This is a genomic window from Pseudomonas putida (assembly GCF_005080685.1).
GTDB lineage: Bacteria > Pseudomonadota > Gammaproteobacteria > Pseudomonadales > Pseudomonadaceae > Aquipseudomonas > Aquipseudomonas putida_V.
Genome location: NZ_CP039371.1, coordinates 1,361,950 through 1,373,934, shown reverse-complemented (window position 1 = coordinate 1,373,934; position 11,985 = coordinate 1,361,950). Strand labels below are relative to the sequence as shown.

The following is an 11,985-nucleotide window of genomic DNA, read 5'->3' as shown; positions in this document are numbered from 1 at the left end:
TCAGCGCACGGCCACCGAGCGTTCGCGCTCGTGATCGCGCTGGCGCAGGGGCATGGGCTGCCACCAGTTCTGCCCCGCATGCGGCGAGTCGAGGCTCACCCGCTCGCCCATCTGCGGTGTGCACAACCGCACCTGGGCCTCCTGGCTGAGGGCGAGGATCCGTTCGAACGGCTCCTGCCAGCCATGGATGGATAAGTCGAAGGTGCCGTTGTGGATCGGCAACAGCCAGCGCCCGCGCAGGTCAAGGTGGGCTTGCAGGCTCTGCTCGGGCTGCATGTGCACGGTCGGCCAGGCCACGTTGTAGGCGCCGGTCTCTATAAGGGTGAGATCGAAGGGGCCTAAGCGTTCGCCAATTTCACGAAACCCGTCGAAATACCCCGTGTCGCCACTGAAGAACACACGCAGGTGTTCGTCGATGATGACCCACGATGCCCACAACGTCCGGTTGCTGTCGAACAGCCCACGGCCAGAAAAATGCTGCGCCGGCGTGGCGACAAAACGTACCCCGTCGACCTCGGTTTCCTGCCACCAGTCGAGCTGTGTCACCTTCTCGGCCGCAACGCCCCAGCCGATCAGCACGTCCCCAACGCCCAACGGGGCCAGGAAGCGCTCGGTCCTGGGGGCTAGCTGCCGGATTGCCTGCTCGTCCAGATGATCATAATGGTCATGGGAAAGGATCACCGCAGCCAGCGGCGGCAGTTCTTCCAACGCCAGCGGCGGCGCATGGAAGCGCAAGGGGCCAGTCCACTGCACTGGCGATGCGCGTTCGGCGAACACCGGGTCGGTTATATAGAAGCGCCCGCGCAGCTTCAGCAATACTGTGGAATGGCCCAACCGCCAGAGGCTGTGGTCGGGTGCATCGAGCACCTGCTGGCGGGTCATGGCTTGCATGCGGATCGGTGTGGCGGGGCGGGTTTCGGGGGGTTTGCGCAGGAACAGGTACTTGAGCCCGATACGCAGCTTTTTCAGCACACCATCACGCGGCTGCACGACCTGGTTGTGGAAGCGTCCGTCGCGCTGGGGAGCCGGCTCACCGGCAGGGGTAGCCATGGGCGTCATGAGCAGCAGCACTCCAATCAGCAGGAAAGCCTTCATCTTACCCCACAGTGGTCGCATCAACCGTGAAATGGCTTGCAAGGTCATTTTTCGATCATGAAGCAGTGTTCAACAATATTCACGCGAGTTATGCGATAAACGGCGCCTCAGCAGAAGAACGACAACCATGATGGACAATCGAACCGGCAAGGGACTTTCTTTCGTCAAGCGGATCTATCTGCCGCGCATCATCGGCCTGGGCATTGGCCTGCTCAGCGTCATGGCTGCGGTACAACCGCTGTCGCCGCCGCCCTGGGTCTGGGCGCTGCTGCTGTTCAATGGCCTGGCCTGGCCCCATGTGGCCTACTACTGGGCGCTGCGTTCACGTACGCCCTACCAGGCGGAACAACGCAACCTGGTGCTCGATTCGCTGCTGGGTGGGTTCTGGACCGCCACCATGCAGTTCAACCCGCTGCCCAGCGTGACCGTGTTGTCGATGATGACCATGAACAATGTAGCTGCTGGCGGCAAGCGCCTGGTGGTGTGTGGCGCGTTGGCACAAGTGGCAGGCATGCTGCTGTCTATGGCGCTGTTCGGCTTCCACGTGCAACCCGATGCCACCCCTTTGCAAGTGTTTGCCTGCTTGCCCATGCTGACCCTCTACCCCCTGGCATTGGGGCTGGTCTGCTACCAGTTGGCCTTCAAGTTGGCCGAGCACAAGCGCAAGCTGCGTGACCTGAGCCTCACCGACAGCTTGACCGGGCTACTCAACCACGGCGCCTGGAAGGATCTGCTGCTGCTCAGGTTCCAGGACTGCCAACAGCAGCAATTGCCCGCCGTAATCGCGCTGATCGACGTCGACCATTTCAAGACCATCAACGATACCTTCGGCCATGTGGTCGGCGACGGCGTGCTACGCCAGATGAGTGAGGAACTCAAGCATAACCTGCGTGAAGGCGACCAGGCCGGACGCTACGGCGGCGACGAATTCTGCGTGATCCTGCCAGGCACCAACGAGGCCCAGGCGTGCCAGGCCATGGAGCGCTTGCGCGAACAGGTGGCCGCCTATCGCAACCCGCAGCTGCCGCAACTGCGCATCAGCCTGAGCATCGGCCTGTCGGCCTTCCACGCCGACCTCGAATCGCCGGAGCATTGGCTGGAGCAGGCGGACCAGGCGCTGTACACCGCCAAGCACCAGGGGCGCGACCAGGTCAACTTCGCCCAGCTCGAGGCAGGCCCGTTGCGGCTGGCCTACCCCGACTGAACGGCCCTCGACCTGTCAGCGCAGATTTCGCTCGGCGACGATCTCCGGCAAGTCGGTGCGCTGTAGATAGATGCGCAGTGGCTCGCCAATATGCAGGCGGTCGTCCACATGCTGCTCCAGCAGCAATGCCAGGCGTTCTCGGCACAAGCTCATGCGCACCCCGGAAACCGGCCGCCAGACGAATTCGCTGCAAGGGGTGATGCTGTCGTCGGCCACGTCCATGCCGAACGAGTCCTGCGAAAAGCGCACGATATGCTCGCCACGCTTGCCATGAAAACCGACGAAGCCTTGAAGCTGGTCGGCAGCGCTGCAGATATCCTGGGATGTAATGGCCATCGCGTAACCTCGCAATAAAATCGAAAGTGACGCACGCCGGGCAGTGAGCGGTCGCCTCTGATGGGCAACGCGCCGAACAAGCCTAACGTAACTACCAACCCGCTTGCCAAGGTTTTCCAGCATGGCCCGCCAGGCCCGCTAGACTGGTACTTCGAACTCGTTCGTCGCCAACATTGGGACCGTACATGACCGACGCCATCATTTCCGATATCGCCACCATCGGCCGTATCAAGGCCGTGCCCGCCATCCTCCAGGTCATCTGCGAAACCACCGGCATGCGTTTCGCCGCCGTGGCCCGCGTCACCGACAGCAGTTGGACCGCCTGCGCAGTGCTCGACACCCTCGGCTTCGGCCTCGGCGTAGGGGGTGAGCTGGATGTGCAGAGCACGCTGTGCCATGAAGTGCACCACACGCGGCGCACCATCGTGATCGACAAGGCCAGCGCTGACGAAGAGTACTGCCAGCACCACACGCCACGGATCTACCGCTTCGAAAGCTATATCTCGGTGCCGGTACTGCGCACCGATGGCCGCTTCTTCGGCACCATCTGCGCGCTCGACCCCACCCCGGCGTCGCTCAAGGGTAGCGCCATCCAGCCGATGATGGAGTCGTTCGCGCGCCTGCTCTCGCTGCAGATCGAAAGCGAGGAAAACGCCCAGCGCACCGAGCTGGCCCTGCGTGAAGAGCGTGCCATGGCCGAGTTGCGCGAGCAGTTCATCGCCGTGCTCGGCCACGACCTGCGTAACCCGCTGTTCGCCATCACCGCAGGCGCCGAGCTACTGGCCCAGCGCCTGCCGGACGACAAGAACCGCGCCATCGCCCGTCATATCCACACCTGCGGGCGGCGCGGCTCGCAACTGGTACGTGACGTGCTGGACTTCGCCCGTGGCCGACTGGGCGACGGCATCCCCTTGAACCTGCAGCCCTGCCCTGACCTTGCCGAAGGCATCAAGCACGTGGCCTCGGAGCTGCAGCGGGTACACCCGGACCGCCAGATCATCCTGGAACTGGGCGACATCGGCGGTTTGTTGTGCGACCGTGAACGCGTGACCCAGTTGCTGTCCAACCTCATCGCCAACGCCCTGAGCCATGGCGAGCCTGGCGGCCCGGTGACGGTCTGCGCTGCAATCCAAGCCGATGAGTTCGTGCTCAGCGTGCACAATCGTGGTGAACCGATTGCCGCGCACACCCTGGCGCAGCTGTTCCAGCCGTTCTCAAGACCGGTGTCGGACACGCCGCGCCAGGGCCTTGGCCTGGGCCTGTACATCGCCGACCAGATTGCCATATCCCACGGTGGACGCATGGATGTGCAGTCAAACGAGGCGGACGGGACCCTGTTCAGCTTCCATCTGCCGATGAATCGCCTGCCCCCTTCGCCGCGCCGAACCGGCGCCGCCTGACCGCCCCGGCCGAGCCTCAGCGCTCGGGCTGGTCGTCGTGCACCTGCACGCTGGCGGTCATGCCGGCACTCAAGGTGACGCCGTCCGGCACCTCGTCGAGGCGGATACGTACCGGTATGCGCTGGGCCAGGCGTACCCAGTTGAAGGTCGGCTCGACCTCTGGCAGCAATTGGCTGTCGGGGTTGCTGTTGCTGTCGGTGATACCTCGACCGATGCTTTGCACATGGCCAGGCATCGCCTCGCCCGCGCCCATCAGCCACACCTTGACGGTATCGCCCACGCGAATGCGCGGCAGTTTGGTTTCCTCGAAGTAGGCCTGGATATAGAACGTCGCGTCATCGACCAGCGCCATTACCGACTCGCCGGTATTGACGTAGTTGCCCTGGGCCAGGCGCAAGTTGGTGACATGGCCGTTGCGCGGCGCACGCACTTCGCTACGCTGCAGGTTGATCTGCGCCACCTGCAACAGCGCCTTGGCTTCATCCAGTTCACCGCGAGCGATGGCCGCATTGATCTGGGCGTTCTCGCGCAACTCGGCACTGATCGCCTCAGGCCCCAGGGCGGTCCGCCGCGCGGCTTCCCGTTCGCGCAGGCGCAATTGCTGGGCACGGGTTTCGGCAACCGCCTTGGCCTGGTCGAAAGCGGCCTGGAAACGCTCGCGATCGATGCTCATCAACAGGTCGCCTGCCTTGACCTGCTGGTTGTCGTGCACGTTCAGTTCGCGCACCCAACCCGACACGTCGGGAGCAATCACCACCACATCGGCCCGCACCCGCGCATCACGCGTCCATGGGGTCAGCATGTAGTACTGCCAGAGCTGGTAGCCGGCGAACACGGCAAGGGCCACCACGCACAGGGTGACCAGGGTACGTACGGCTGCACGCATCGACTTACTCCTTACAAGGGCCCCAGCAGACGTACCACCAGGAACAACACACAAACGAACAATGCCGCATCGAACAGGGCTTCATGCCAGATCCAGCGTCCCAACGGGGTCGCCTGGACCACCAGGCGCAGCACCCCGGTCAGCACCAGGGCCATCAACACGTACACCAGAAACGGGCTGAGCAGCACTCCGCCCAGCGCCCACTCACGCAACCCCATGGGCTTCCTCCTGCCAGCGGCACCACTTGCGCCAACTTTTCTGCAATTGCAGGACCGCGCCCATGGCCAGGCGCAACGGGTCGCTGCCGGGCTGCAGGCGCAGTACTTCCATGAAGCGTTCGCTGGCGGCATCGAGTCGCTCGCCACGCCCAGGGCCAGGCCCCTGCTCGAGAATCTGCTCGACCTGTCGCAGGTATTCGCGCTCGGCATTGCCCAACGGCGCTTGGGCGACCGCCAGACACATGCGCAAGTGCACCAGTTCGTCGCCGATATCCAGGCCATGCAGGCCATCGTCCCAGCGCTTGCGTTCGGTCTCCGGCAGCTCGCCGGCATGCCGGGCCAGTTGCATCAGGCGGTCGGCCATACGCCCACCAAACCAGCTGTCGGCACCCCGCAGGTCACGCCGGGTAAGGCGCACCAGGTCGCTCTGGGTGGCGGCGCGCAGGCGCCGACCGAGCCATTTCGGGTGGCGGATCACCACCAGGCGGAACGCCATCACCGCGGCGCCGACGCCCAGCAGCATGGCCTGGGCGCTGTTGAGCATATTGGCGACGTCGAACTGCATCGCATTGAGCGGCGCCACCAACACGATGAAGTGCAGGCAATAGGAAGTCGCCGTGGCGCCGGTGCGCGGGTGAGCCATGCCCAGCGCCCCGAGAAACAGCGGCACGCCCATGCCCAGGCAGAGCATGGCGAAGCTGCTCCACTGAGGCAGCAGGATTTGCCCGACCAGAAAAGCCGCGGGGATTGCCAGCAAGATGCCGCGCAGGAAGCTCAGGCCGATCTGCGCACCGTTCTCGCGGCTGGCGAACAAACTGCAGACCACGCAGGTGAGCACCAGCCCGCCCGGCGCCGACGGCCATGCCGTGGCCAGCCAGAAGGCGCTCATCACCAGAAAGGCCAAGGCGCTGCGCGAGCCGAACAGCAGCGCCAGGGGCAGATCACGGTGCACGGCCAGGCCCTGGCCGCCATCGGTCGGCGCCCTGCCCGCCTCGACGTCGTCCAGCGCCTGCGTCGCGGCCATGGCGTAATCCAGCAGCAGCGCCGTCCGGGCCAGGCAGTAATGCTCGACGGAGCTGATCCGCTCGTCCTGGGCGGCGTCCCAGATACGCTGGCGCAACAGCAGCAGGCTGGGTTGATCGGGCTTGTCCAGCAGCGCGCGCACCTCTGTAAGCCAGGGCGCCAGTCGCTGCGCCTCGCTTTCGTCGAGTTGCCGCCACTGGCGTCGCACCGAACGGGAAATACGCAGCAGGACCATCAGTTTCTGGCTCAGGCCGCGAATGGCCTTGGCCCGCTGACGGCCACGACGGCCTTCGAACCAGGCGTTTTCGCGCTGGGTATCGATGGCCACCACACGCCCGAGTATTTCCAGCAATCCCTTGCGCGCCTCATCCTCGCCGCCGAGCATGGCGCTGGCGGCCTGCAATCCACACTGCCACGCCTGGCGCGCCTGGCCCGACAACTGCTGCTCGACCCGCAACGGCCAAAGCAAGGCACTGGTGGCGGTGGCGCAGAAGATGCCCAGGCAGATCTCGGTGCACCGCGCCACCGCCTGGTCGAAGACCCGCAGCGGGTGATCGACCGAAGGCAAGGCAATGATCGCGGCGGTGTAGCCGGCCAGGACGAAAGCGTAGGCCCAGGCACTGCGCAGTTGGGTGGAAGCTGCCGTGCTCAACGCCAGCCACAGCGCCAGGGCGATCAGGAACAGGCCCGGCGTCTGGGCGAACAAGGCGATGAACACCACCGACATGACGGTACCGACCAGGGTCCCGGCCAGTCGCGCCAGGCCCTTCTGCACCACCATGCCAGACAACGGCTGGGCAACGATGAACGCGGTCATCAAGGCCCAGGACGGTTGCTCCAGGCCCCAGCGCATCGCCAGCCACAACGCCAGGCCGCCGCCAAGCAAGGTCTTGATGGCGAACTTCAGGGCAAGAGGCGTTGGCGCGAAAAGGGCCTGAAAAGTGATGGGCACGAACCGTACCTTGAGCGGGGAGTTAGCTACACGATAGTCAATGCGGCAAGGATACTGCGCCAGCAATTAATTAGCTAGCTAATCATCTAAGAGACCGACCACTGCTTGAATGCAATTTCAGGCAAAAAAAATGGGCGACTCGAAGTCGCCCTAAATGCCTTGCGTGCTCGTGAACCTGAAAGGTCAGCGCGGTTTGCGCCTGTTCGCGTCCTTCCAGATGAAAAGTCCCAGACCGGCAAAGAACACCAACATCAACCCGACCGTTACCACGCCAGCGATAACCACATTGTCGAAGAACATGTTGGCCTCCCGTTCGTGTGCCGTTGTCCGATGGGTGCAAGGTATCGAATAACACGGGCAGGAAAATTGACCAGGGTCAATGGTGCCCGGGGCCGGGCACGCGAGGCGGGCGCAGGGTTGACCTGCGTCAAGGTTCAGCGCTTCTTGGGCTTGCCCTTGGGTTTCTTTTTCTTCGATGTGCCGAGCGGCATCGCCTGCTCGAAGGCCTGGCGCACCTCGTTGAGGCGTTTTTCCTTGAGGTCGTGGATGCGCTTGGCGCGTTCGGCATCGAAGTCGATGAGGTTTTCTTGGCTCATGGGTGGGCTCGACGATCTGCAGAGACTTGCATGATGAAGCCAGGCGGCGGCGGTGACCAGCCCCGCCTCAGACTTCGATGTCGACCAACAAGCCCTGACGCGCATGCTCGCCCATCAGCGGGGCCACCGGCACGGTATTGTCGGCGTTGACCTCGTCCCCAGGCACCGCGCTGTAGCGGTCCTCATCGGCCTTGGCGTTGCGGCGCTGCTGCCGGCGCTGCTCGTCGCGCAGCAGCAGGGCCTGCTCCTGCGGGTCGCGCTGGTGTTTCAGGTCGATGGCGGTTTCACCCGAGGACGGCTGCGCAGGCACTACCGGCTTGATATCCGGGGTGGGCTTGACCGGATCTTGCTGAGAGGTAACGGGCACGGCACTGAGCGGGATGATCGGCGGCAGCATGATGGTTCTCCTGTGCCTACTGTGTCGGCCGGCCCACATTCGCCTTGAGCATGAGCGAACGAGGATGTGCGGGCGGTCACACGCCCATGCTGACTTGCAACTACTCGGCTTCGTCGTCGGGGTCGTCGTCCGGGGCCGGGCTGGCCTCGCTCCACGGACGCTTGTAGACCTGCTGCCAGACCTCGTCCATGTGATCGCGCACATACTGCGGAGCCTGCTTCAGCGAGGCGCTGTCTTCGCGATCGCCGCCGATCGGCTCTTCGCCGGCCGGGGTGATCAACGACTGGCCGGTGATGGTATAGGCAGCCTGGCCTTCGCGCAGTTCGATGGCGATGTCGTGCGGGTCGATGCCGCCGCCACAGAACGCGTGGCTGGCCACGGTGACCTCGGCCACGCCGTCCTTGTTGAGATCGGTCACGTCGCTGACGTCGCTGTAGAAGTCGACGTCCAGATCCAGGCCCGCGCAGGTGGTTTCCTGCTCGACCTGCCAGCGCGCCTTGAAGGCATCGTTGCCGGAGCTGCGCCCATAGAGCGTGGCCTTGAGCACCACCTTGTCGACTTCCTGCTCGGTCTGCCCGTCGACGGCCTGGCCGTCGACGCGGCTCAGCACCAGCACCGCCTCACCGTCGCGGTCTCGGAAATGCACACTCTTTATAGGCGTCTGCACGCCGAGCACCTCCAATTGCTCGACCGGGATCGGCGCCAGGGTCTCGAATTCCTTCTGTTCGCATCCGGCCAGGAGCAGCAGACTGCCCAGGCCCAGGCAGAGGTTGAGCGAGCGGTGCTTGAGCGGCATGGCGGTACTGAGCCCTCATGGCATGACGATATGACGCAATGAAACAGCTAGACTGTGGTCTTCACCACTTTGGTCTGCCCGGCCGATCCGTTAACATAGCCGGCTTTTTCATCGCGGGAGTTCAGCCAGTATGGCGCAGCAGTATCAACCGGGGCAACGCTGGATCAGCGACAGTGAAGCCGAGCTCGGCCTGGGTACCATCCTGGCCCAGGATGGCCGCTTGCTGACCGTGCTGTACCCAGCCACGGGCGACACCCGCCAGTACTCCCTGCGCAATGCGCCGCTGACCCGCGTGCGTTTCTCGCCAGGTGACCAGATCACTCACTTCGAAGGCTGGAAGCTGACCGTGCGCGAAGTCGAGGATATCGACGGCCTGATGGTCTACCACGGCCTCGATGGCCAGAACCAGCCACGCACGCTGCCCGAAACCCAGCTGTCGAACTTCATTCAGTTCCGTCTGGCCAGCGATCGCCTGTTCGCCGGGCAGATCGACCCGCTGTCCTGGTTCTCGCTGCGCTACAACACCCTGCACCATACCAGCACGCAGATGCAGTCGTCGCTGTGGGGCCTGGGCGGTTGCCGTGCGCAACCGATCGCGCACCAGCTGCACATCGCCCGTGAAGTTGCCGACCGTAGCGCGCCGCGGGTGCTGCTGGCCGACGAAGTGGGCCTGGGCAAGACCATCGAGGCCGGCCTGGTGATTCACCGCCAGTTGCTCTCTGGCCGCGCCAGCCGCGTGTTGATCCTGGTACCGGAAAACCTCCAGCACCAGTGGCTGGTGGAAATGCGCCGGCGCTTCAACCTGCAGGTTGCGCTGTTCGATGCCGAACGTTTCATCGAGAGCGATGCCAGCAACCCGTTCGAGGATGCCCAGCTGGCCCTGGTCGCCCTGGAATGGCTGGTCGACGACGACAAGGCCCAGGACGCACTGTTCGCCGCTGGCTGGGACTTGATGGTGGTCGACGAAGCCCACCACCTGGTATGGCACGAGGAGCAAGCCAGCGCCGAATACGCCCTGGTCGAGCAACTGGCCGAGGTCATCCCTGGCGTGCTGCTGCTCACCGCCACCCCCGAGCAGCTCGGACAGGACAGCCACTTCGCTCGCCTGCGCCTGCTCGACCCCAACCGCTTCCACGACCTGGCGGCATTCCGCGCCGAGAGCGAGCACTATCGCCCGGTGGCAGAAGCCGTGCAGGAGCTGCTCGACGAGGGCCGCCTGTCACCCACCGCGCACGCGACCATCCAGGGCTTCCTGGGCGCCGAAGGCGAGGCCCTGCTGGCTGCGGTCAGCGACGGCGACAGCCAGGCCAGTGCCCGCCTGGTCCGTGAACTGCTCGACCGCCATGGCACCGGCCGCGTACTGTTCCGCAACACCCGCGCGGCGGTCCAGGGCTTCCCGGAGCGCAACCTGCACCCCTACCCGCTGGCCAATCCAGAGGCGTATCGCGACCTGCCTGCCGGCGAGCATGCCGAGCTGTACCCGGAAGTTGCCTTCCAGGCCCAGGGCGAGAGCAGCGACGAAGAGCGCTGGTGGCGTTTCGACCCACGCGTCGACTGGCTGATCGACACCCTGAAGATGCTCAAGCGCACCAAGGTCCTGGTGATCTGCGCCCACGCCGAGACCGCGATGGACCTCGAGGACGCCCTGCGCGTACGTTCGGGCATCCCCGCCACGGTCTTCCACGAAGGCATGAGCATCCTTGAGCGCGACCGCGCTGCCGCCTACTTCGCCGACGAGGAGTTTGGCGCCCAGGTGCTGATCTGCTCGGAAATCGGCAGTGAAGGCCGCAACTTCCAGTTCGCCCATCACCTGGTGATGTTCGACCTGCCGGCCCACCCCGACCTGCTCGAGCAGCGTATCGGCCGCCTCGACCGCATCGGCCAGAAGCACACCATCGAACTGCACGTGCCCTACCTGCAGGACAGCCCGCAGGAGCGCCTGTTCCAGTGGTACCACCAAGGCCTCAACGCCTTCCTCAATACCTGCCCGACCGGCAACGCCCTGCAACATCAGTTCGGCCCGCGCCTGCTGCCGATGCTCGAAGGCGGTGACGGCAAGGCCTGGGACGCCCTCGTTGCGCAAGCCCGCGGCGAGCGCGAACGCCTGGAAGCCGAACTGCACAGCGGTCGCGACCGCCTGCTGGAGCTCAACTCCGGTGGCGCCGGTGAAGGCCAGGCATTGGTCGAGGCGATCCTCGAGCAGGACGATCAGTTCGCCCTGCCGATCTACATGGAAACCTTGTTCGACGCCTTCGGTATCGACAGCGAAGACCACTCGGAAAACGCCCTGATCCTCAAGCCAAGCGAGAAGATGCTCGATGCCAGCTTCCCCCTGGGCGACGACGAAGGCGTGACCATCACCTACGACCGTGGCCAGGCCCTGTCGCGCGAAGACATGCAATTCCTGACCTGGGAGCACCCGATGGTGCAGGGCGGCATGGACTTGGTGCTGTCCGGCTCGATGGGCAACACCGCGGTGGCGCTGATCAAGAACAAAGCCCTCAAGCCCGGCACCGTGCTGCTCGAACTGCTGTTCGTCAGCGAGGTGGTGGCGCCGCGCAGCCTGCAGTTGGGCCGTTACCTGCCGCCTGCCGCGCTGCGCTGCCTGCTCGACGCCAACGGCAATGACCTCGCTTCGCGAGTGGCCTTCGAAACGCTCAACGATCAACTCGAAAGCGTACCGCGGGCCAGTGCCAACAAGTTCGTCCAAGCCCAGCGCGACGTATTGGCCAAGCGCATCAGCGGCGGTGAGGCGAAGATCATGCCGACCCATGTCGAGCGCGTCGCCGAAGCCCAGCGCCGCCTGGCCGCCGAAGCCGACGAAGAACTGGCGCGCCTGACGGCGCTCAAGGCAGTCAACCCGAGCGTGCGCGACAGCGAAATCGACGCCCTGCGCAAGCAGCGCGAAGAGGGCCTGGCGATGTTGGAAAAGGCCGCGCTGCGCCTGGAGGCGATTCGCGTGCTGGTCGCAGGCTGAGGTCCCTGCCTCCATTCCCAGGCACGGGGCATGGGGGCACGGCTTGGTTAGAACGCTTGAATAGCATATCAATAACCAAATACCATAAAGCAATGTGCCATTAGT

12 protein-coding genes are annotated in these 11,985 nt (G+C 64.5%); 3 read left to right on the top strand and 9 right to left on the bottom strand.

Annotated features, from left to right (window positions below; all coding sequences use genetic code 11):
- Window positions 1–1,095 (bottom strand): MBL fold metallo-hydrolase, encoded by a 1,095-nt coding sequence (locus E6B08_RS06615; RefSeq protein WP_136917340.1) that lies wholly within the window; start codon window positions 1,093–1,095, stop codon window positions 1–3.
- A 130-nt stretch (window positions 1,096–1,225) separates the two neighbouring features.
- On the opposite strand from E6B08_RS06615, the gene E6B08_RS06610 reads away from it, so the two are divergent.
- Window positions 1,226–2,299: a diguanylate cyclase gene (locus E6B08_RS06610; RefSeq protein ID WP_136917339.1), complete on the top strand. Its 1,074-nt coding sequence runs from the start codon at window positions 1,226–1,228 to the stop codon at window positions 2,297–2,299.
- 15 nt (window positions 2,300–2,314) lie between these two features.
- Here the strand turns inward: E6B08_RS06610 and E6B08_RS06605 are convergent, their stop codons facing one another.
- On the bottom strand, window positions 2,315–2,635 hold the full coding sequence (locus E6B08_RS06605; protein ID WP_136913292.1) for a DUF2025 family protein: 321 nt from the start codon (window positions 2,633–2,635) through the stop codon (window positions 2,315–2,317).
- Between the two features lie 185 nt (window positions 2,636–2,820).
- Between E6B08_RS06605 and E6B08_RS06600 the strand changes: the two genes are divergently transcribed.
- On the top strand, window positions 2,821–4,035 hold the full coding sequence (locus E6B08_RS06600; protein ID WP_136913291.1) for a GAF domain-containing sensor histidine kinase: 1,215 nt from the start codon (window positions 2,821–2,823) through the stop codon (window positions 4,033–4,035).
- A 16-nt stretch (window positions 4,036–4,051) separates the two neighbouring features.
- Here the strand turns inward: E6B08_RS06600 and E6B08_RS06595 are convergent, their stop codons facing one another.
- The 7 genes from E6B08_RS06595 to E6B08_RS06575 all read right to left on the bottom strand — a co-directional run bounded on the left by E6B08_RS06595 (window position 4,052) and on the right by E6B08_RS06575 (window position 8,903).
- Entirely contained in the window at window positions 4,052–4,921 is an 870-nt protein-coding gene (locus tag E6B08_RS06595) for an HlyD family secretion protein (RefSeq protein WP_136913290.1), read from the bottom strand.
- An 11-nt stretch (window positions 4,922–4,932) separates the two neighbouring features.
- Window positions 4,933–5,139, bottom strand: coding sequence for a DUF1656 domain-containing protein (locus tag E6B08_RS06590; RefSeq protein ID WP_136913289.1), 207 nt, complete (start codon window positions 5,137–5,139; stop codon window positions 4,933–4,935).
- Window positions 5,126–7,114 carry an FUSC family protein gene (locus tag E6B08_RS06585; protein ID WP_136913288.1) on the bottom strand — a complete coding sequence of 663 codons (1,989 nt, stop codon included), beginning with the start codon at window positions 7,112–7,114 and terminating at the stop codon, window positions 5,126–5,128. Before E6B08_RS06585 ends, E6B08_RS06590 begins: the two co-directional genes overlap by 14 nt.
- A 183-nt stretch (window positions 7,115–7,297) precedes the next feature.
- Window positions 7,298–7,414, bottom strand: a complete 117-nt coding sequence (gene ccoM / locus E6B08_RS31380; RefSeq protein ID WP_322349406.1) for a cytochrome c oxidase subunit CcoM — start codon at window positions 7,412–7,414, stop codon at window positions 7,298–7,300.
- Between the two features lie 134 nt (window positions 7,415–7,548).
- Window positions 7,549–7,710: a hypothetical protein gene (locus tag E6B08_RS30785; RefSeq protein WP_192938625.1), complete on the bottom strand. Its 162-nt coding sequence runs from the start codon at window positions 7,708–7,710 to the stop codon at window positions 7,549–7,551.
- 67 nt (window positions 7,711–7,777) lie between these two features.
- Window positions 7,778–8,107, bottom strand: a complete 330-nt coding sequence (locus tag E6B08_RS06580) for an aspartate-semialdehyde dehydrogenase (RefSeq protein ID WP_136913287.1) — start codon at window positions 8,105–8,107, stop codon at window positions 7,778–7,780.
- A gap of 100 nt (window positions 8,108–8,207) precedes the next feature.
- On the bottom strand, window positions 8,208–8,903 hold the full coding sequence (locus E6B08_RS06575) for a M949_RS01915 family surface polysaccharide biosynthesis protein (protein ID WP_136913286.1): 696 nt from the start codon (window positions 8,901–8,903) through the stop codon (window positions 8,208–8,210).
- Between the two features lie 130 nt (window positions 8,904–9,033).
- Between E6B08_RS06575 and rapA the strand changes: the two genes are divergently transcribed.
- Window positions 9,034–11,880, top strand: coding sequence for an RNA polymerase-associated protein RapA (gene rapA, locus E6B08_RS06570; RefSeq protein WP_136913285.1), 2,847 nt, complete (start codon window positions 9,034–9,036; stop codon window positions 11,878–11,880).
- The last annotated feature ends 105 nt before the right edge of the window (window positions 11,881–11,985 follow it).